The organism is Hymenobacter sp. PAMC 26628 (assembly GCF_001562275.1).
GTDB lineage: Bacteria > Bacteroidota > Bacteroidia > Cytophagales > Hymenobacteraceae > Hymenobacter.
Window position 1 is genome coordinate 2884769 of sequence record NZ_CP014304.1, and the last position, 20137, is coordinate 2904905.

Genomic DNA, 20137 nt, shown 5'->3' on the forward strand with positions numbered 1-20137 from the left:
GGGGGACTTGGGATAGTCTAGTTAAGCAGGAGAAAATTAGGTGATATTGGCAAGTTTTTGTTGATGAGAGAGATAAGGTTTTAAATAACCGGTGCTGGAGTGTCGGCGTTTGTGATTGTAGTAGTCAAAATATTCGGCAGCAGGGGCTGCGTGGTGCCATCCTGGTGGCGCAGCTGGTAGCTCAGCTCCCGCACGTGGCCTTGCAGCAGCGGTTCGCCGTGCATCTCAAGGCGCAGCGCTCCGCCTATGGTCAGCAGCTGTTAAAGGCGGCGGCGGGCTACCAGCTCTTCGCGGGCGTACCCCGGCCAATGGAGCAGGGTGTGGTTGAGTTTCACCAGCGTGCCGTCGGGCAGGCAGGAGCAATAGCCGCACGGAGATTGCTCGTACAATTCCTACGCGCTTTCCTGCGTCGAGCTCAGGCCAAGGCCCGGCTTATCACCGTTAGCGGCCGTCATGCGGGAAGGGGGCCCTGCGATTGGAGGTAGGTCCGTATGGCTGCAATAGTGGCCTGCGGCGCGCTCATGTGCGGGCAGTGGCCGGCGGTATCCATGACCACTAACTGGCTGCCGGCCAGCTGCTCGTGCAGGTAGGTGCCCACGGACAGCGGCGCAATCAGGTCACGGGCGCTCTGCAAAATCAGGGTCGGGGTGCGCACCCGGCGCAGGTCGGCCCGTTCGTCGCCCCGGAACGTGACCCCGGCGAAATGCCGGGCAATGGCCGGGTCGGTGCGGCAAAAGCTATTGGCCAGCTCGGCGGCCAGCTCCGGCTGGTCGGGATGGGCCATGATGACGGGCGCAAACGCCGCCGACCAGCCCAGGTAGTTGCTGTCCATGGCTTCCAGCAGTTCGTCAATGTCAGCCGGCTCGAAGCCGCCTACATAGTCACCCTCATTGATGTAGCGCGGCGAGGGCGCCACGAGCACGAGCCGGGCAAACCGTGCGGGCTCCTGAATAGCCGCCAGCACGCCAATCATGGCACTCACCGAATGGCCCACGTACACTACGGCGTGCAAATCCAGCGCCTGAAGTACCTCGCGCACGTCTTCGGCGTGCGCGGCCAGGGTGCTGTATCGTGCCGGGTCATAGGCCGCCAGGTCAGAATTACCGGCCCCTACCAGGTCGAGCAGCACCACACGGTACGCCGCTTCAAAGGCTGGCGCTACCAACCGCCACATGTGCTGGTCGCAGCCAAAACCGTGCACAAATACGATTGCCTGGGGCCCCGTGCCAGACACCCTGACGTGGTGACGTTTCAATGCGTCCATAAGGATATCAGCAATCTAATATCAGCAATCTAATAGAAGCACAATATGCTAAAAGCAGGGCAGCAGCTAGTAAATTTAGCGGAAAGCGTTAACTCCGGTTCGCTCCCGTTCCTCCTTCGGGAACTTGTCCTACACCTGCTGCAGTAGCCCGCCCTTTTCCTTACTCGGGGCTGGGGCACAGCTGCCCGGCGGCGTGCCGGATGCCCTGAACCCCGTCCTCATTGAGGGGCTTGTGGATAATGCCGCTCACCAAGGCAAAATCTTTCGCCCGGGACGTGTCGGCCAGCGCCAGGGAAGACGTCAGGATATAGATGTGGCAGCGGCCGGCCAGCGCCGCCGCGTACGGCCGCAGGGCCTCTAGAAATTCCCATCCGTTCATTACCGGCATGTTCAGGTCGAGCAAAATGACGGCCGGCACCTCCGTTGGCAGGTGGGACGAGAGAAAGTGCAGCGCCTCTTCGGCCGTGGCAAACGGGCGGATGGGGGAGGTAACGCCTTCCTGACGCAGCACTTGCTCGGCCAAGAACAAGCTGATGGGATCGTCGTCGATCAGATAGGTCAGCATTAGGCAAGGGACGAGTTAAAAAATACTTTAAAAGGAGTCAAGTTGAATCAGGAAGCGGGTACCACCGTCGACCTCGCTCGTGACCTCAATCTGGCCACCCATGGCCTCGACGTGGGTTTTGACCAGGTACAAACCAATGCCCCGGCCCCGCGGCTTCACGTGAAAGCGCTTGTAGAGTTGAAACACCTCGGACCCGGCCTTGACTAGGTCAAACCCGGAGCCGTTGTCGGTGAAGCTAAGGCTGAGCCCGCCCCCCTCGTTGCGCAAGCAGGCGATTTCGACCCGCAGCGGGCGCCGCTCGGCGCGGTACTTGCTGGAGTTCGACAGCAAATTGTAAAAAATACTGTAGACGTAGGCCCGGTTGCCGCGCACGGCCAAGTCATCGGGCACGTTGACGCTCACCCGGCCCCCGCATTGCTGCACGGACGCTTCCAGGTCCACAACGGACTGCCGGCACACCTCCGCCAGCGCCACCCGGTCCGGCTGCCCGTGCTGCTGGTCGCGGAGGGAGAGCACCTGGTTCAGGTCCTGAAGCACGTTATCGGCTTGGCCCAGGCTTTCGCACAGGTGCGCCAGGGAGGCGTCGAACACCGGGTTTTGGCGGTCTAGCTTGGGCAGGAGCGCGGCGAGGCCCAGGGCGTTGGCCAGGGGCGCGCGCAGGTTGTGCGAAATGATGTAGGCAAACTGCTGCAGGTCGCGGTTGTGCCGGTATAGCTCCTCGGTCATCTTGGCCTGGCTGGCTTCCACCTCTTTGCGGAAGTTGATGTTCTGCTGAATAGCGATGTACTGCACCAGTTCGCCCGCATCGTTGAAAATGGGGGTCACGTCCATCGCAAACCACAGTTTCTGCCCCGACTTCTTGTAATTGAGGATGGTAACCGGAAACGGCTTGTGCAGCGGCAGCCGCTCCTGAAAGCGCCGGATGGCGGCCAAGTCGGTTTCGGGGCCTTGCAGCACGGCCCCCGGCTTTTTGCCCCGCATCTCGGCCAGGGTGTAGCCCGTGTCGCGGGTGAAAGCCTCGTTTACCCACTCGGTGCGTCCTTGCCCATCGGTGATGACGACGCTGTTGACGGTGCCCTTGGCCACCAGGGCCAGCAATTTCAGCTGCCGGTCAGACTTCACGCGCTTGGTGATGTCGGAGAAGAAGACGGAGACGCCCTCCGCAAACGGGTAAACCCGCAACTCGAGCCAGCGCATTTTGCGCTCGTGGAAGGCTTCAAACCGCACTGTTTTGCCAGTATCGAGAGCTTCCTCGCATTTTTGACGGGAGATGCTGCCGCCTTCATCGCCCAGCAGCTCCCAGATGTTTTTGTCCAGCGTGTCGGCCTGCTTCAGGCGGAGCAGGCGCTCGCCTTCGCTATTGAGGTAGGTCAGGTTCCAGTCCCGGTCTACCGAAAGAAAGGCATCATTGATGCTTTCCAGCACCAGGTGGAGCCGGGCAGTCTGCTGCTGGAGGAGGCGCTGCGCGGTGGCCATGTCCGTAATGTCCTTGCCCGTGGAGTACACCCCCACAATCTTGTCTTCCACCATCAGCGGAATCTTGGTCACGGCCACCGCTCGCTCCACGCCTTCCCGCGTGATGCGGGCTTCGTACCCGGCCTCCTGCCCGCTCAAGGCCACCTGAAACTGCTCATCAGAAAGCCGGGAAAACGTTGCGGGTAGTTGCTGCTGCTGTAACACCTGCTCCTTGGGCAGCTGCATCAAGTCCAGGTAAGCGGGGTTCACGTCGAGCACCCGTCCGTCGATATCCTGAAAAATGGCCGGGTCGCGGTTGTGCTCAAACAGCAGCCGAAAGCGCTGCTCACTAGCAGCCAACTCGAAGGCGTGATTTTTCTTGTCGGTGACATCGCGCGAGCACAGCGTAAACGCTTGAATATCCGGGTTGAGTAGCTGGTTGCCGACGGTGGTTTCCATCCAGCGCCACGCGCCATTAGCGGCGCGGAACCGGCAATCTGGCACGGCAAAGACGGGCTGCGTGCCCAGCTCAGCCCAGGCCGCCTCGGCCGCGGCCACGTCATCGGGATGAATGAACTCGAAGGGGCTGTGCCCCAATAGTTGGTCGGGCAAATAGCCCAGCGTATTCTGCACCGAGCCGCCCACGTAGGTATACACTCCCTCGCCGCTCAGCAGCGCCATAATATCGAAGCCGTGCTCGGCCACGGCCCGGTAGAACTCTTGTTGCTTGTGAGCGTGGCGGGTTGCCTCGTACTGCTCCGTCACATCGCGCGAAACCACCGTGTAAGCCCGAATTTCGGGGTTCAGCAGCTGGTTGCTAATGGAGGATTCCATCCAGCGCCACTCGCCGCTGGCTGTGCGGAAGCGAAAGTCGGTGACGGTAAAAAGTGGCTGGCTGCCCAGCTCAACCCAGCTGGCCTTCGCCGCCGCCATGTCATCGGGATGCATAAAATCGAAAGCGCTATGGCCTATCATCTCCTCGGGCTGGTAGCCCAATGCCCGTGTAATGGAGCTGGCCACGTAGAGGTAGCGGCCTTCCTCGTTGACCACGCCCATCATATCGAACCCGTGCTCGGTCACGGCCCGGTGATACGCCTCTTGCTCCTGGGCGTGGCGGGCCGCCTGGCGCTGCTGCGTCACGTCGCGCCCCATGCAAAGCAGCCGCTCATCGGCCGGCGACCAGGAGGCCGACCATTCCACGACCACTTCCTCTCCGGCCGGGCCCAGGCAGCGGCTTTCGAAATGCACGGGGCCCTCCTGCTTCAGCGCCCGCGCGCAGGCAGCCAAGGCAGCGGTACGGTCTTCGGAGTGCAGGATGTCGGCAAAGGGCTGGCCCACCAACTCGTCGCACTCCCGGCCCAGCACGTGCCGGCAAGCCCCGCTCACGCGCTGTAACTGCCCGTGCGGGTCAACGGCGCAAATGAGGGCCGGTGCGTGGTCGAGGATGTTCGCCAACAGGCGGAAGTCGGCGCGGATGCCCATGCTATTTCTGCTAAATATAAATAATCAATAAGTCTATCATATATGATAACTCATAAATATACGCAACCAATGGGCCACCAAATAACGTTGGCGAGAGGTTATGGTCCCTTTCAACAGCTACAAACAGCAGCTGCAAAGCACGGGCAGGGTTAAGGATTCCGTGGATGCCTACACGAATCAAAGATGTAATTAAGCCTTCAGCCGGGGGTTAACAGCTTGGTGCGACGATTACTAACCAGCTGAGGCAGAAATCCGAATTACCTAACTTCTGTCCAAATAGTAGTTAGGCCTTCTTACTAGCAACGGGAGCGAAACTTATGCTAACCAATTTATGGCTGGGCCCAGAAAGACGCAGTTGCTGTTGAAAAAGCACCTACCCGCTAGGCTATCTGTAGAAGGCGGATGCAGCGGCATGAGCAGGTCACCAACAAAGCCGTCACGGACTTTTGCCTGTCAGAGCGGTTGCCACATTATCGTCTGTATCGCTGGTTAAGCGACTTATTAGAGCGAATTCGCAGTCAGTGTACGTGGCAACCACAGTGGTCAAACCAGTTTTGGGCATCCTCGGCCGTTATCCAGGCCAGCACCGCTTGCAAGGCGGTTGCCAGGGCCTCGCGGGTGCGGGCGGCCGCGGTGCGCAGGTGGGTTTTGAGCTTGCTGAAGGCCCGTTCAATAGGCGTAAAATCCGGTGAGTAGGGCGGCAGGTACAGCAGCCGGGCGCCGCGGGCTGCCACCGGTTCTGCCAGGCCGGCCGCCTGGTGGACCCGCAAGTTATCCAAGACGACCGCGTCGCCCGGCTGCAAGCCCGGCCCAAGCACCTGCTCCAGGGACACGGCGAAACTGGCCGTGTTCACGGCGCCGTCCCGTTCCCTAACCGCCTCCATGCCCTAGGCCGAGCGGGCGGCCACCACCGTCACGTTGGGCCCTTTGTGCAGCGGCACGGCCGCGTCCACCCGCCGCCCGCCCGGGGCGCGGCCGTAACGACGGGTGTAGGCCAGGGTCACGCCCGTCTCATCCACGAACTTGAAACGGGTCACGTCTTTGTACGGGAGGGCTTCGATAAGGTCCCGGCGCAGGCCCCTCACGCGCGCGGTGCCGCGCTCGGCGGCGTGCAGGCCCTTTTTTTATGCTGTAAGTCCATTGCTTGCAGCGTCTGCCACAGCACGGTCTGCCCCGCGGCGGGGCTGCCGGCGGCCACCAGTTGCTGGCGCAGTTCGGCCAGCGTCGCGTCGGGCTGGGCCGCCACGCAGGCCGCGAGGCGGTGGCGGTCAGCCGCTTGCAGGCGGGGCCTGGGGCCACCGCGGTGGGTTAGGGCGGCCACTGAGCCGCTGATGCGCTGGCGTTGAAGCAGCTTTTCCACGAACGAGGTAGAAACGGCAAAGCGACTGGCCACCTGGCCAATCGTAAATTGCCCAGTTGCGTAAGCGGCCGCTACGCGCTGGCGCAAATCATCCGAATGGACTTGCATAGCGCAAGCTACCCTGAAAACCCATACACTCACTCCGAAACGGCTCTAATTACCGATTAGACCGCTTATGCGCAGGAGCTACGGCTGGGATATACCGCCTGGCTATAAAACAAAGCGCAAGTCGCGCGCAACTTCTTAAGTCACTTCTTGCTCAGACTGCACTTTTCTTCCACCCTCTTGCGCACGTCCTTTTTTACTGCTCGGCCTTTTCATTAGTTTTGGCCGCACTTACCTATGGCAACGACAGAATCCTACTGCCTGGAGCAAACCATGCGCTGGTTTGGGCCTTCCGACCCCGTAACCCTCGCGGATATCCGGCAGGCCGGCTGCGCGGGGGTCGTTACGGCCTTGCACCACATTCCGAACGGGGAGGTGTGGCCCTTGCAGCAAATCGTGCAGCGCAAAGCCGAGATTGAACAAGCGGGCTTGCGGTGGAGCGTAGTGGAAAGCGTGCCCGTGCACGAAGCCATCAAAACCCAGACTCCCGGCTTTGAGCTACTCATTGCAAACTACCAGCTAAGCCTGCGGAACCTAGCGGCCTGCGGCATTCAGACGGTGACGTACAACTTCATGCCGGTACTCGACTGGACCCGAACCGACCTGGCATACGGACTGCCCGATGGCTCGCGGGCCCTGCGCTTTGAGCAGGCTGCCTTCGTCGCTTTCGACACCCTGCTGTTGCAGCGACCGGGTGCCGAGCACGACTACTCTCCCGAGCAGCTGGCCGCCGTGCAGCGCCGCTTCGCTGGGATGAGCGAGGCAGATAAACGGCAATTGCAACGTAACATCATTGCCGGGCTGCCGGGCAGTGAGGCAAGCTTTACACTGGAACAGTTTCAGCAGGCCCTGGACACGTACCGAGACATTGACGCAGACCAGCTGCGGGCCAACTTGATTCACTTGCTGCGGAGAATCGTGCCGGTGGCCGAGGAGGTCGGCGTCAAGCTGGCTATTCATCCCGACGACCCCCCGTACCCCATCCTGGGACTGCCGCGGGTCGTGAGCACGGCCACCGACCTGCAGGCGCTGGTTGACGCGGTACCCTCGTTGCACAACGGGCTGTGCTTTTGCACCGGCTCGCTGGGCGTGCGCCCCGACAACCACCTGCGGCAGATTATAACCTCTTTTGCCGACCGCATTCATTTCGTGCACCTGCGCAGCACGGAGCGCGATAAAGAAGGCAATTTCTACGAAGCCAACCACCTGGAGGGCGATGTGGACATGTACGCCGTGATGAGCGAGTTGATAGCCATTATGGACCGGCTAAAAGTCAGCATCCCCATGCGCCCCGACCACGGCCACCAGCTGCTTGATGACCTGCACAAAAAAACGAATCCCGGCTACTCCGCCATTGGTCGCCTGCGGGGCTTAGCCGAGTTGCGCGGCCTGGAAATGGGCATCCGCAGAAGCTTATATGGGCCACCGTTGTGAACGAGCGCATCAATAAGCATGGGGCATTGGGGTCAAGCAGCTAGCTGTAAGAATTCCGCGGAAAATGGCTGAAAGCTCAGCTACTGATGGCGAAAACACGCCTCTTACTCCTCGTCAAGCAACTTGTTGCGAGCCTACACGAGAAGATATGCCCAAGGTACCCGCATTGCTCGCAGCTCAGGCCAGTGACACCCGAAGGGCGGAAGGGCGTGGTGTGGCTGCTAATTGGCGAGGCGAAAGGTTGAGGCTCGTAACAAGCGGGCGCATTTCTTGCAGCCATGGGGCTTAAATTCAGCGGCATCGGTGGCGCCAAATAGCCAGCTCTCGTGCGGGGCACCATACGCTGGGATGCGCGTTTGCTCCTGGGCCCCGATAATGGGGAAGCACGGGCCCTGAGCACGTGGGTACATACTGCGGCTTAGCGGTCGTAATCGTACGGCTCGGTAGTGGCCAGAAAGTGAGCGTGGTGGAGGGCGCTGGCAGCGTGCACATCCGAGAAGTTCCGGCTGGCGGTGCGAGCCCCTTGGGGCCCCAGCGGGCATGACCTTGCGGCCTCGTTCCAGGTAAAAGAGCCACCAACAATCTTAACGGCCTTTTTCATGAAAACCTTCCTCTCGCTTTTGGCTGCCGGCTTGTGCAGCTTCGGGGTAGCCACCGCCCAAACCACCCCCGCCCAAACCGCGCCCGGCACCGGCACCGGCACCGCCGCGCCCAGCGCAGTGCCTAGCGGCACGGCCCCGGTGCCCAGCAACACCGACGGCGCGGTATCGGCCGGCGAAGTGTTCACCAAGGGCGCGCCATCTGCTAGCAACGCGCAGGCCAAGCGCGCTGCGAAAAAGCAAAACAAGATGGCGGGCAAGGGCAAGATGAAAACCAAGATGTAGGCCGCCCACCAGCCCACTACCCCTGCCCCGCTCCTGGGGCCCTATTTGCACCGGCAGTAGGGCCCCGGGGCGGGGCATCGCTGTTGTACCCCGCCCCGGCAACCTTGAAAACCCGTGTTTTAATGCACAAAAAAATACTGATAAAACCCAAAGCCAATCAGGGAGTTGCCCCGTACATTGCTAGCCTTTTGAAGCCTTATGGCTTTAGCCCCGGGGCCCCAGCGCCCCAACCGCACCGAGTCCCCGGGGGCCCCAGCCGCTACTTCGCCTCCCACCCTTTACTTTTTGCGCCTTGAGAAAATACCTCTACCCCGTATTACTGCTGGTATTTGGCGCGCTCGTAGCGGCCATCTACGTATTCAAAAAGCCCGATTTGCACGCCCCCGAGCTGCGGGAGCGCCACGGCAGCTTGGCGCTGGGCGGCGAGTGGGTGAACACGAAAAACGCCATTCAGGGCCTGCTGGCCAAGCTGCGCCAAGACCCCAAGGACCAGAAAAGCCGCCTGCTGCTGGCCCAGGCCTACATGCAAGAAGGCCGCGTGACCGGCGACCATCCTTATTACGACGCCGCCGCCGTGCAGCTGCTCGACGACGTGCTGGCCGCCGAGCCCGACAACTTTGAGGCCCTGGCCTGCAAGGCGTCCATCAGCCTTACGCAGCACCACTTTTCGCAGGGCCTGGCGCTGGCCCAGCAGGCGCAGGAAATTAACCCCAACAGCGGCTTCGTGTACGGCCTGCTGACCGATGCCAACGTGGAGCTGGGCCGCTACGACGAGGCGATAAAAACCGCCGACCGCATGAACCAGGTGCGCCCCGACCTGGGAGCCTACGCCCGGGTGAGCTACCTGCGCGAGATTCGGGGCGACGTGCCCGGGGCCATCCAGGCGATGGACATGGCCGTGAAGGCGGGCCTCGACGGCCTGGAGCAAACCGAGTGGACCCGCGTGGCGCTGGGCCACTTGTACGAGGTGAGCGGTGACCTGCCCCGCGCCGCGGCCTGCTACCAGCACGCCCTGGCCGACCGGCCCGGCTACGCCTACGCCCTGGCCGGCCTGGGCCGGGTAGCAGCCGCCCACCACGACTACGCCACCGCCATCCAGCAGTTCCGCCAGGCGCGGGCCGAGGTGAAGGACTACGCTTTCACCGACGAGCTGGTGGACTTGTACCGCCAGAACCACCAGCCGGCCGAGGCCGATAAGATGGCCCGCGAATCCATCGACATGCTGGCCAGCGCGGCCCAGCAGGCCAACGACAACGAGGCCATGGGCCACTACGCCGACCGCGAGTTGGCCTACGCCTACCTCAAAACCAACGAGTTGGACAAGGCCCTGGCGCACGCCCAGATTGAGTACAAGCGCCGGCCCGACAACATCGACGTGAACGAAACCCTGGCCTGGGTGTACTACAAGCGCGGGGCCTACGCCGAGGCGGCCAAGTACATGCAGGTGGCCCGCCGCACCGGCTCCCAAAACCCCGTGCTACTGGCCCGCGCCGGCCTCATCCTGCTAAAAACCGGCCGGGCCGCTGAGGGCCAGACACTGCTCGAAAAATCCCTCAAAACCGCGCCCTACCTCAACCCCGAGGTAAGCGCCGAGGGCGAAAAACTGTTGGCCCAGCGTTAGGGCCCCGCACCATGCGCCGCCCGCCCACCCGCCTGCTGCTGCTAGTTGCCGCCGTGCCGCTGCTGGTGCTGGGGGCCCTGCCGGCCGCGGCCCACGTCATAGACGCCGACTTGAGCAAGCTCTCGCGCACGGAGGTGTTCTGGACGTATTTGCAGCTGGGCTACACCCATATTTTGCCGCTCGGGCTCGACCACATCTTGTTCGTGCTCAGCCTCTACATTCTGGAGCCGCGGCTGCGGCCGGTGCTCTGGCAGGCCACGGCCTTCACGGTGGCGCACTCCATCACGCTGGGGCTGGCCATGTACGGCTTCGTGCGGCCGCCGTCGAGCATTGTGGAGCCGGTCATCGCGCTGTCCATCCTGTTCGTGGCCATCGAAAACATCGTCAGCCGCCGGCTGAATCCGTGGCGGCTGGCGGTGGTGTTTGGGTTTGGGCTGGTGCACGGGCTGGGCTTTGCCAGCGCCCTCACCGGGCTGGGGCTGCCGCGCAACGCCTACTTCGGCTCGCTCATTTCCTTCAACGTGGGCGTGGAGCTGGGCCAGGTAACGGTCATTTTGCTGGCCTGGGCCCTCATCGGGCGCTGGGCCGCCGGCAAGCCCTGGTACCACGCCCGGGTGGTGGTGCCGGTGTCGGCCGCCATCGGCCTGGTGGCGGCGTTTTGGACGGTGCAGCGGGTATTTTTTACTTGAAAGTTTATATCAATCGTCTGTCATGCTGACGTAGGAAGCAGCTTATAACTGTTGCGCATCACCGCTGGGCGGCCCGTTCCAGCGTGAAAAGATGCTTCCTGCGTCAGCGTGACAGACGATTAACGACTCATAACTTAACCAAACCCCCGTGCTCCGCTCCCTCCTCGCCTTTCTGCTTCTGGCCAACTACCTGCTGGTGGTGGGCGCGGGGCTGGTGGCGAGCCGGCCGGAGGTGCCGCGCTTTTCGGCGGCCCATCCCTATGTGCACAGCCTGGATTGCCAGCAGCACAACTACTTGCGCCTCGACTGCTTCGAGCGCTGCAACGGCGAGCAGGCGGCCGCCAAAATGAAGTGGCCCGACGGCACGGGCCTGCACTTCCTGGCCCAGCTCAAAGGGCTCGACGCCCACTGCGCACTGGGCGAAGCGCTGGCCGGTGGCGAGCGGGCCCCGGGGGCCTATCCGGCGCGGGTAGCCGTTGGGGGCCCCGGGACGGAGGCGGCCGGCTTCGAGCGCCTGGACTACCCGCCGCCTTGTTGGAAATAAGTTGGGAATCCCCCGCGCGGGGATACCGGGACCAGGCTAACTGGCTGGGGCCCCGCTAATTTATTTTCCAATCCGACGCTGCCTACGGGCCGTTTGCGCCCAGCCGGCGTCATTTCTCCGGCATTATGTTCCCTTGTTATTTACGGAAATTTTTTGCGGCCGGCGGGCCCCTGGTACTGCTATGGATGCTGCTGTGGGCGGGCCCGGTGGCCGCCCAGCGCCCAGCGGCGTTGCGCGGCACCGTCACCGATTCACTTTCGGGGCAACCGCTGGCGGGGGCCAGCGTAGGCCTGGTGGGCCAGCCCGGCGGTACGGCCACCGATGCGCTGGGCCAATTCCGTCTGGCGGGGCTGCCAGCCGGCACTTATAACTTGCGGGTGGGGGCCCTGGGCTGCCGGGCCGCTAACCAACCGGTAACGCTGGTGGCCGGCGAAACGCGGGGCGTGGCAGTGGCGCTGGCGGCTGCTTCGCTGAGCCTAGCAGAGGTAACCGTGAACCAGCCGCGCGACCTCAACCAGAACCTGGCCGCCATTACCCACATCGACCAGACGCTGCGGCCCGTCAACTCGGGCCAGGACCTGCTGCGTCTCGTGCCGGGCCTGTTCATCGCTCAGCACGCGGGCGGCGGCAAGGCCGAGCAGATCTTCTTGCGCGGCTTCGACGCCGACCACGGCACCGACTTCGCCATCAGCGTGGACGGGCTGCCCGTGAACATGGTAAGCCAAGCCCACGGCCAGGGCTACGCCGACTTTCACTTTGTCATCCCCGAAACGGTGGAAGCGCTGAAGGTATACAAGGGGCCCTACACGGCCCGCTTCGGCGATTTTGCCACGGCCGGCGCGGGCGAGTTCCTCACCAAAACCGGCCTCGCCCACAACCAAGTGAAGGTGGAGGCCGGCGCCTACAATACCTACCGGGCCCTGGTGATGCTCGACCTGCTGGGCGGCCACCACTTGCTGAGCAAAAAGCCGGAAAATGCGTACGTGGCCAGCGAGTACTATTATAGCGCTTCGCCGTTCGTGAACAACCAACGGTTCAAGCGCTTCAATGGCATGGGCAAGTACACGGGCCAGCTCACCGACAAAACGTCGCTCACGCTGTTCGGCTCGTACTTCACCTCGAACTGGAACGCCAGCGGCGAGATTCCTACCCGGGCCGTAAACGAAGGCTTCATCTCGCGCTTCGGCAGCATCGACCCCAGCGAGGGGGGCCGCACCAACCGCGCCAACGCCTACGCTATCCTGACCACTGCCCTGCCCCACGACGCGGTGCTGCGCCAGCAAGTGTACTACACCCGCTACAACTTCAGCCTGTTCTCCAACTTCACGTTCTACAAGGACCATCCAGTGGGCGGCGACGAAATCAACCAGACCGACACCGGCCGCAACCTTTACGGCTACACGGGCACTTACGAGCGCGACAACCGCCTCGGGGCCCGCAACCTGCACACTACCCTGGGCGTGGGCACCCGCATTGACGACTCGGGCCTGGGGCTGCGCCATGCTACCCAGCGCACAATCACGGACACCGTCGACCTAGGCCGCCTGCACGAGCAGAACGTGAATGCTTACCTGGACGAAACCTTGGCGCTGACCGACCGCCTGAGCGTGAACGCCGCTGTGCGGGCGGACCTGTTTGTGTTCGATTTCCGGGGGCAGATTGCCGATTCTACCGGGGCGTTCGGCCCGTTGCGGGGGCGCGTAAAAGCGGCCCGCGTGTCGCCAAAGCTCAATTTCTACTACCAGGCCTCGCCGGCCGTGCAGCTCTTTCTGCGCTCGGGGCTGGGCTTCCACTCCAACGACGCGCGGGGCGTAGTGCGCGGCACCAACCCCGCCCAGGCGCTGCCCCGCGCCACGGGGGCCGAGGCGGGCAGCACCTTCAAGCCGCTGCCGGACCTGGTGGTGAACGCGGCCTTTTGGTACCTGCACTTGCAGGACGAGCTGGTGTACTCCGGCGACGAGGGCACCACCACGAGCGTGGGGGCCACCCAGCGCTTCGGCTTCGACCTGTCGGCCCGCTACCAACTCACGAGCCGTTTGTTCCTGGATTTTGACGGCAACTACAGCCACGCCCGCTTGCTCGACGCCCCGGCCGGCGAGAACTTTGTGCCGCTGGGGCCCATCCTCACCAGTACCGCCGGTCTTACGTACCGGCAAGCCAATGGCCTGAGCGGCAGCTTGCGCTACCGCTACCTCGGCGGCCGCCCGGCCAACGAGGACAATACCGTGCGGGCCCTGCCCTACTTCGTGGTCGATGCCGTGCTGGCCTACACCCGGCCGCGCTACCAGTTCGGCCTCACGGTGCAAAACCTGCTCAACGTGGACTGGAACGAGGCCCAGTACGCCACTGAAACCCAGCTACGCGGCGAAATGGCCCCAGTTATCGACCGCACATTTACGCCTGGTACCCCCTTCAACTTGAAGCTGAACGCCAGCGTGTTCTTTTGACAGTTGCCCAGGGCCCTGGGGCCCCGCAGCGAAAAAACCGGCCTGCTAGGGCCGGTTTTTTTGTGCCCGGTTGCCGCGTGGGGCCCCCGGGGAAGGGCTTAGAACAGCGAAAAAGCACTTATTCGGCAATGGCAATAATTTTTTTTAGAAAAAGTTCCTTTTGCTAAGTCCAAGCTGAGCCCATTCTCGTATCTTCCCATGAGGATATTATTTATTGCATGCTATTGAGCCACGGGCTTTTATTAGTTCTCTAGGCTAAGCTACGGCAACTGCCGTTTTGCTTGGTTTCTCGCTTCCCTGGGCAGGGGCCCCAGTGCCGGTTTTCCGGTGCCGCCGCTGCTGTTTCGTTGCAATCAATCCCGTTGCCGGCCTCAACCCGGCAGTTTTTCCTACCCAAACCCCTTTGCGCTTCGCCCACTGGCAAAAACCAGTGCCGGCCCAGCTATGAGCATATTTGTCGTTAACTTATTGTTAAACAATAAGTTAATTTTTTGCTGTTTGCTAATTTCTCACTTTTTTCCACCCTTCGTTTCCCTATGAAAAGTTTTACTAAACCTCTCCAGTGGTTGGTTGGGGTCGGGGCCGTTACGGCGCTCTCCGTGTGGAGCACCGTGCGGCACACGCCCCTGGAAGCCAGCAGCCACCGCGAAGCGCCACTCATTGCCGACGACCCGCTGGCCGACAACACCGACGTGTACGCCTTCGTGGACCCCAACGATAAGGACCGGGTGGTGCTGATTGCCGACTACATCCCGTTTCAGTTGCCGCAGGGGGGCCCCAACTACTCGACGTTTGGCGAGAACATTCGCTACGAGGTGCACGTGAAAAATAACGGCGCCACCGCCGGCGACGACATTACCTACCGCTTCACGTTCACGCGGATGAACGAGGACCCCAGCACGTTTTTCAACGTGCGCCTGAACAAGCAAAACCTGAAGACCACCTACACCTGCGAGAAAAGCGTGAACGGCGGGGCCTTTGCCGCAATCGTTACCAACGGCGTGGTGCCGCCTTATAACATTGGGCCACGTTCCATCAGCACGGCCGTGGGCTTGAACCAACCCTCCTACACCACGCTGCGGCAAAGCGCCGTGACCACAGCCACTGGCGGCGGTGGCGAGCAGGTATTCTGCGGCTCTTCTGACGACCCATTCTTTGTAGACCTCGGGGCCGTGTTTGACCTAGCCGGCCTGCGCATCAACAAGGGAGCCCGCGACGGGCTGGCCCAGTACAACGTACACTCCATCGCGCTGAGCATCCCAATTGCCACGCTCCAGAAGGACAAAAAGCCGGTTTCGGCCGCCGCCAACATCCTCGATGGCGACTACGTGATTGGCGTGTGGGCCTCGGCCAGCCGCCCCTCGATGCGGACGCTGAGCGCCGCCGGGGGCCCCACCGCCACCGCCGGCGACTACGTGCAGGTGTCGCGCCTGGGCATGCCGCTCACCAACGAAGCCATCAACCCCGTCGGCAACAAAGACGCCTGGAACCGCACCACGCCCTACGCCGAGGCGGCCATCACCGACGACTACCTCTCCAACCCCGAGCTGGGCCTGTACATGGATGACCGCCTGTTTGGCGGCGCCGTGCCGGCCCTGGCAGCGCTGCGCATCCAAACCAAGTCGCTGGCAGGCCAGGCCCTGTTGGGCGGGGCCTCCTTTGCGGGCTTTGATTTTGGCAATACCAAGCCGGGCCTCTACCCGCTGAAGGGCAACCCGGTCTTGAACGGCACGGCCCTGGCCGACGCCGCTTACGGCAACTACCTGCTGGTGGCCGGCAAGCCGCGCTCGGTGGACATCAAGCCCATTTTCCACACGGGTGTGCCCAACTTCCCCCCGTACCAGCTGGCCACGGGCAAGGGCGGCAACCCCCTGGCCCCGGGCAAGCCGTTCGTAAACAACTTCTTGCTGCTGAGCGCCAACGCCAGCGGCAACCCAGGCGGCGACATGCTGCGCTTGAACATGGCCGTGCCCGCCACCCCGCGCAACTCGCCCGACTTCAGCAACCAGGGCCTGCTGGCCGCCGCCGTGCTGGGCCTGACCGACAGTCGTTTTAATGGCAGCACCGCCATCCAGAACATCCCCAACATGGACGGTTTCCCCAACGGGCGCCGCCTGGAAGACGAAGTAGTGAAGATTGAGTTGCAAGCCGTCAGCGGCGCGGCCCTGGCCGCCATTGGCCTGTGGTACGACGACTACACGCCCACCAGCGCCTCACCGGTGACGCCCCAGCTGAAGGGGGTCCTGAATTTCGCCACGGGCGTGGAGAAGAACGACACCACTTTCCGCGTGGCCTTCCCTTACGTGCAGACGCCGTGGCAGGGCTACCGCATCCGCCGCTAACGCATTTTCTCAACCTTGACTCGTCCGAACCTGATGAATTCTAAATTTATACCCAAGTTCCTGCTGCTGCCCGCCGTGGCAGTGACGGCGGCCGTGGGGCTCTCGGTGTGGAGCACGGCCCACACCCCCCTCGAAGCCAGTAGCCACCGCGAAGCGCCCCTCATCGCCGACGACCCGGTGGCCGACAACACCGACCTCTACGCCTTTAAAGACCCCAACGACGCCAGCCGCGTGGTGGTCATTGCCAACTACATCCCGTTCGAGCTGCCCCACGGGGGCCCTAATTACTCGACGTTTGGCGAGAACGTGCGCTACGAAGTGCACGTGAAAAACAACGGCGCCACGGCCGGCGACGACATTACCTACCGCTTCACGTTCAAGCGGATGAACGAGGACCCCAGCACGTTTTTCAACATCCGGCTGAACAAGCAGAACCTCAAAACCACCTATACCTGCGAGAAGAGCACGGACGGCGGCGCCAGCTTCTCGCCCATCGTGACCAACGGCGTGGTGGCCCCCAACAACATCGGGCCCCGCTCCATCAACTCGGCGGTGGGCCTGAATGTCCCTTCTTACACCGACCTGCGCCAGAGCACGGTGACCCCCGCCACCGGCGACGGCGGCGAGCAGGTGTTCTGCGGGCCGGCCGACGACCCGTTCTTCGCCGACCTGGGCGCCATTTTTGACTTGGCCAACCTGCGGCCCGCCGGCGCCACCGACGGCCTGGCCCGCAAAAACTGCCACTCCATTGCGCTGAGCATCCCGGTGGCCACGCTGCAGAAGGGCAAAAAGCCGGTGACGGCCGCCAGCAGCATCCTCGACCCCGACTACGTGATTGGGGTGTGGGCCTCGGCCAGCCGCCCGGCCATGCAAACCCTGAGCGCTAGCGCCGACAACAGCGCCAGCGGCACCTACGTGCAGGTGTCGCGCCTGGGCATGCCGCTCACCAACGAAGTGATTAACCCCATCGGCAGCAAGGACCGCTGGAACGCGCTGACGCCCTACAACGAGGACGCCATCACGGACAACTACCTCTCGAACCCCGAGCTGGGCCTGTACGTGGACCAGCGCCTGTTTGGCGGCGCCGTGCCGCAGCTCACCGCCCTGAGCGTGCAAACCAAGTCACTGGCGGGCTTCAACACCAAGCCGGGCTTCCAGGATTTTCCGGCGGCTGGCTTCGATTTCGGTAACACGAAACAGGGCCTGTTCCCGGTGAAGGGCAGCACGGATGTGGCCGGCACCGCCCTGGACGACGCCGCTTTCGGCAATTACCTGCTGGTGGCCAACAGCCCCCGCTCGGTGGACATTAAGCCCATTTTCCACACCGGGGTGCCCAACTTGCCCCCTTACCAACTGGCTACTGCCGCCAAAGGCGGTAATCCATTGGCCGCCGGTAAGCCGTTCATCAACAACTTCCTGCCCCTTACTGCCTCGGGCCGCACCAACCCTGGCGGCGACATGCTACGCCTGAACATGGCCGTGCCCGCCACCCCGCGCACCGTCAACGGCCAGGCCAACCCAGAGTTTAGCAACCAGGGCCTGCTGGCCGCGGCCGTGCTCGGCCTCACCGACAGTCGTTTTAATGGCAGCACCGCTATTCAGAACATTCCGAACATGGACGGCTTCCCCAACGGGCGCCGCCTGGAGGACGCCGTGGACCAGATTGAGCTGAAAGCAGTGGGCGGCCTCGTGCTGGCCGCCGTGGGCCTATGGTACGACGACTACACCCCCACCAGCGCCAGTCCCCTCACGCCCCAGCTGCTGGGCGAGCTGACTTTCACGACCGGCGTGGAGAAGAACGACACGACCATCCGCGCCGCCTTTCCCTTCGTGCAGACGCCGTGGATTGGCACCGGTTCGGCCAGCGGCCCGACCAACACCGTTATCATTCCGAACCTGACCGTGAGCACGGCCATGCCAGTGGAAGCGGGCACGTACAACAACATCACCATCACCGGCTCGGGGGTGGCGGCTTTTAACGGCCCCATCCAGGTGAACGGCACCCTGACCGTGCAAGCCGGCGGCGTGCTGAACACCCGCGGCGTGCTGGCTACCAACTGCATCGCCGTGACGGGCCCCGGCAACTTCGTGCTGGAAGCCGGCGCCACGCTGCGCACCTGCAACCCCGACGGCATAGCCACGATGGGCACCACCGGCGCCATCCAGGTGGGCGGCACGCGGATGTATTCGAACGACGCCACCTACGAGTTCAACGGCGGCGAGGCCCAGCTGAGCGGCACGGGCCTGCCCAACCAGGTGCGCAGCCTGACGGTGAACAACAGCTCCGGCCTGACCCTGAACAACGGCGGCGTGCGCATCGCCCAGGTGCTGGCCCTGACCAACGGCAACCTGACCACCAGCACCAGCCAGCCGCTGACGCTGCTTTCGACGCCCACCGCCGGCACCGCCCTGGTGGTGAACACCAACGGCGCCGTGGTAGGCCCCGCCACCATGCAGCGCGCCATCGACCCGGCCTTTAATGCCGGGCCGGGCTACCGCCACTACAGCTCGCCGGTGGCGAATACGACCCTCGACGACCTGGGCACCAACACGCCCAGCTTCAGCCCCATCTTCAACCAGGCCTACAACTCGGCCGGGGCCAACGCCGGGGCCGTTACGCCTTACCCGAACGTGTTTGCCTACGACCAGGCCCGCGTGACCAGCGGCGCCAACGCCACGAGCGCCTTCGACATGGGCTTCGTGGTGCCCCTGGGCAGCGACCCGATGGGCATCATGAGCGGCTACGCGGTGAACATCCCGGCCACGGCCGTGGTGGACCTCACGGGCACGCTCAACAACGGGCCCCAGTCCCGCACGAACCTGATGCGCGGCACCCAGCCCCAGAGCGGCTGGCAGCTGCTGGGTAACCCCTACCCCTCGCCGCTGGACTTCAGCCTGATGGGCGGCGTGACGCGCACCAACGTGGACGACGCCGTGTACGTGTACCAGAGCACCGGCCAGTACGTGGGCCAGTACCGCAGCTACGTGAACGGCGTGGGCAACCCGCAAATCTCTGCCATGCAGGGCTTCTTCACCCGCGTCAGCGCCGGGCAGACGATGGGCAGCCTAGCCCTGAACAACGCGGCCCGCGTCACCACGTTTGCCACCACTCCTAGCTTCAACCGCGGGGGCACTGAAACCCGGCCCCTGGTGAACCTGAAGCTGCAAGGCGCCGCCCTGCTGCTGGCCGACGAAACCAACGTGTACTTCGAGCAAGGCGCCACGGCCGGCTACGACCCCAAGTACGATGCCTACAAGCTACCCAGCTCGTCGGGCCTGAGCATCAGCAGCTTCGCGGCCAATGATGCACTGTCCATCAACGGCCTGGCGCCGCTGGTGGCCACGGTGGCCACCACCGTGCCGCTCGACGTGCAGGTGCCCACCACGGGCGTATTTACCCTGAACGCGGCCAGCGTCGTCAACTTCACCGCCACCACGCAGGTGCTGCTGCTGGACGCCCAGACCGGGGCCCGCATCGACCTCAAGCAGCAGCCGCTCTACACCTTCACGGCGGCCACCAAGGCCATGCCGGGCCGGTTTAGCCTGTATTTCGGGCCTTCGGCAGTGCTGGCTACCAACCCTGCCTCGCTGGCCCAGCAGGTGCAGCTGTACCCCAACCCGGCCCGCGGCAGCTTCACGCTGCTGCTTCCCGCCGAGCTGGGCCGCACGCCGGTCACGGCCACGCTCTACAACCAGTTGGGCCAGGTGGTGTCGCAGCGCACGCTGCCGATGACGGCCGCCGGCGCCACGGCGCAGTTCGACGTGTCGCACCTCGCCTTCGGGGTGTATACCCTGCAAATGACCGGCGGCACCACCAAAGTGGTGAAGCGCCTGACCATTATCCAATAGCCAACCCGCAGCGCCGGGCGGGGCCCCAACCCCCGCTTGGCGCTGCCCTGGGCTAAGTTGTTTTGGTTCGTTCCCCTCCCCTTTTTACATTCCTTT

At 63.3% G+C, this 20137-nt stretch carries 16 protein-coding genes and 1 pseudogene; 8 read left to right on the forward strand and 9 right to left on the reverse strand.

Annotation, left to right across the window (positions count from 1 at the left end; all coding sequences use genetic code 11):
- Positions 1–80: 80 nt before the first annotated feature.
- The 8 genes and pseudogenes from AXW84_RS24935 to AXW84_RS12745 all read right to left on the reverse strand — a co-directional run bounded on the left by AXW84_RS24935 (position 81) and on the right by AXW84_RS12745 (position 6234).
- Positions 81–224 (reverse strand): hypothetical protein, encoded by a 144-nt coding sequence (locus AXW84_RS24935; RefSeq protein ID WP_157886994.1) that lies wholly within the window; start codon positions 222–224, stop codon positions 81–83.
- Positions 225–260: 36 nt separating this feature from the next.
- Positions 261–389, reverse strand: coding sequence for a PAS domain-containing protein (locus tag AXW84_RS25890; RefSeq protein WP_236943118.1), 129 nt, complete (start codon positions 387–389; stop codon positions 261–263).
- 62 nt (positions 390–451) lie between these two features.
- Positions 452–1264 (reverse strand): alpha/beta fold hydrolase, encoded by an 813-nt coding sequence (locus AXW84_RS12725; RefSeq protein WP_068233699.1) that lies wholly within the window; start codon positions 1262–1264, stop codon positions 452–454.
- Positions 1265–1424: 160 nt separating this feature from the next.
- The gene (locus AXW84_RS12730; protein ID WP_068233702.1) at positions 1425–1829 is read right to left on the reverse strand and encodes a response regulator; all 405 of its coding nucleotides are present in this window, start codon (positions 1827–1829) and stop codon (positions 1425–1427) included.
- Between the two features lie 27 nt (positions 1830–1856).
- Positions 1857–4766, reverse strand: coding sequence for a PAS domain-containing sensor histidine kinase (locus AXW84_RS12735; RefSeq protein WP_068233704.1), 2910 nt, complete (start codon positions 4764–4766; stop codon positions 1857–1859).
- Positions 4767–5379: 613 nt separating this feature from the next.
- Positions 5380–5581: pseudogene (locus AXW84_RS26545) on the reverse strand (transposase); the annotation flags it as partial.
- A gap of 72 nt (positions 5582–5653) precedes the next feature.
- Positions 5654–5803, reverse strand: a complete 150-nt coding sequence (locus tag AXW84_RS24945; protein WP_157886996.1) for a hypothetical protein — start codon at positions 5801–5803, stop codon at positions 5654–5656.
- A gap of 44 nt (positions 5804–5847) precedes the next feature.
- The gene (locus tag AXW84_RS12745) at positions 5848–6234 is read right to left on the reverse strand and encodes a hypothetical protein (protein ID WP_068233710.1); all 387 of its coding nucleotides are present in this window, start codon (positions 6232–6234) and stop codon (positions 5848–5850) included.
- A 234-nt stretch (positions 6235–6468) separates the two neighbouring features.
- On the opposite strand from AXW84_RS12745, the gene uxuA reads away from it, so the two are divergent.
- Positions 6469–7665, forward strand: a complete 1197-nt coding sequence (uxuA, locus tag AXW84_RS12750) for a mannonate dehydratase (RefSeq protein WP_068233712.1) — start codon at positions 6469–6471, stop codon at positions 7663–7665.
- Between the two features lie 418 nt (positions 7666–8083).
- Here uxuA and AXW84_RS12755 read toward each other — a convergent pair whose 3' ends face one another.
- Positions 8084–8266, reverse strand: a complete 183-nt coding sequence (locus AXW84_RS12755) for a hypothetical protein (RefSeq protein ID WP_068233714.1) — start codon at positions 8264–8266, stop codon at positions 8084–8086.
- On the opposite strand from AXW84_RS12755, the gene AXW84_RS12760 reads away from it, so the two are divergent.
- The 7 genes from AXW84_RS12760 (at position 8265) to AXW84_RS23350 (ending at position 20041) form a co-directional block, all read left to right on the forward strand.
- The gene (locus AXW84_RS12760; protein WP_068233716.1) at positions 8265–8549 is read left to right on the forward strand and encodes a hypothetical protein; all 285 of its coding nucleotides are present in this window, start codon (positions 8265–8267) and stop codon (positions 8547–8549) included. The genes AXW84_RS12755 and AXW84_RS12760 overlap by 2 nt on opposite strands.
- A 292-nt stretch (positions 8550–8841) precedes the next feature.
- Positions 8842–10170 carry a tetratricopeptide repeat protein gene (locus AXW84_RS12765; protein ID WP_068233719.1) on the forward strand — a complete coding sequence of 443 codons (1329 nt, stop codon included), beginning with the start codon at positions 8842–8844 and terminating at the stop codon, positions 10168–10170.
- An 11-nt stretch (positions 10171–10181) separates the two neighbouring features.
- A complete protein-coding gene (locus tag AXW84_RS12770; RefSeq protein WP_068233722.1) occupies positions 10182–10859 on the forward strand; it encodes a HupE/UreJ family protein in 678 nt (225 codons plus the stop codon).
- A gap of 148 nt (positions 10860–11007) precedes the next feature.
- Positions 11008–11403, forward strand: coding sequence for a hypothetical protein (locus AXW84_RS12775; RefSeq protein WP_068233725.1), 396 nt, complete (start codon positions 11008–11010; stop codon positions 11401–11403).
- Positions 11404–11528: 125 nt separating this feature from the next.
- Entirely contained in the window at positions 11529–13850 is a 2322-nt protein-coding gene (locus tag AXW84_RS12780; protein ID WP_071891289.1) for a TonB-dependent receptor, read from the forward strand.
- Between the two features lie 536 nt (positions 13851–14386).
- A complete protein-coding gene (locus tag AXW84_RS12785; protein ID WP_082773872.1) occupies positions 14387–16192 on the forward strand; it encodes a DUF4331 domain-containing protein in 1806 nt (601 codons plus the stop codon).
- Between the two features lie 33 nt (positions 16193–16225).
- Complete coding sequence (locus tag AXW84_RS23350) at positions 16226–20041, forward strand: T9SS type A sorting domain-containing protein (protein ID WP_071891292.1); 3816 nt, start codon at positions 16226–16228, stop codon at positions 20039–20041.
- The last annotated feature ends 96 nt before the right edge of the window (positions 20042–20137 follow it).

Coding starts and splice junctions, on each gene's coding strand:
- AXW84_RS24935 (WP_157886994.1), bottom strand. CDS start 224: ATGCACGGCGAACCGCTGCTGCAAGGCCACGTGCGGGAGCTGAGCTAC.
- AXW84_RS12725 (WP_068233699.1), bottom strand. CDS start 1,264: ATGGACGCATTGAAACGTCACCACGTCAGGGTGTCTGGCACGGGGCCC.
- AXW84_RS12730 (WP_068233702.1), bottom strand. CDS start 1,829: ATGCTGACCTATCTGATCGACGACGATCCCATCAGCTTGTTCTTGGCC.
- AXW84_RS12735 (WP_068233704.1), bottom strand. CDS start 4,766: ATGGGCATCCGCGCCGACTTCCGCCTGTTGGCGAACATCCTCGACCAC.
- AXW84_RS12745 (WP_068233710.1), bottom strand. CDS start 6,234: ATGCAAGTCCATTCGGATGATTTGCGCCAGCGCGTAGCGGCCGCTTAC.
- uxuA (WP_068233712.1), top strand. CDS start 6,469: ATGGCAACGACAGAATCCTACTGCCTGGAGCAAACCATGCGCTGGTTT.
- AXW84_RS12760 (WP_068233716.1), top strand. CDS start 8,265: ATGAAAACCTTCCTCTCGCTTTTGGCTGCCGGCTTGTGCAGCTTCGGG.
- AXW84_RS12755 (WP_068233714.1), bottom strand. CDS start 8,266: ATGAAAAAGGCCGTTAAGATTGTTGGTGGCTCTTTTACCTGGAACGAG.
- AXW84_RS12770 (WP_068233722.1), top strand. CDS start 10,182: ATGCGCCGCCCGCCCACCCGCCTGCTGCTGCTAGTTGCCGCCGTGCCG.
- AXW84_RS12780 (WP_071891289.1), top strand. CDS start 11,529: ATGTTCCCTTGTTATTTACGGAAATTTTTTGCGGCCGGCGGGCCCCTG.
- AXW84_RS12785 (WP_082773872.1), top strand. CDS start 14,387: ATGAAAAGTTTTACTAAACCTCTCCAGTGGTTGGTTGGGGTCGGGGCC.
- AXW84_RS23350 (WP_071891292.1), top strand. CDS start 16,226: ATGAATTCTAAATTTATACCCAAGTTCCTGCTGCTGCCCGCCGTGGCA.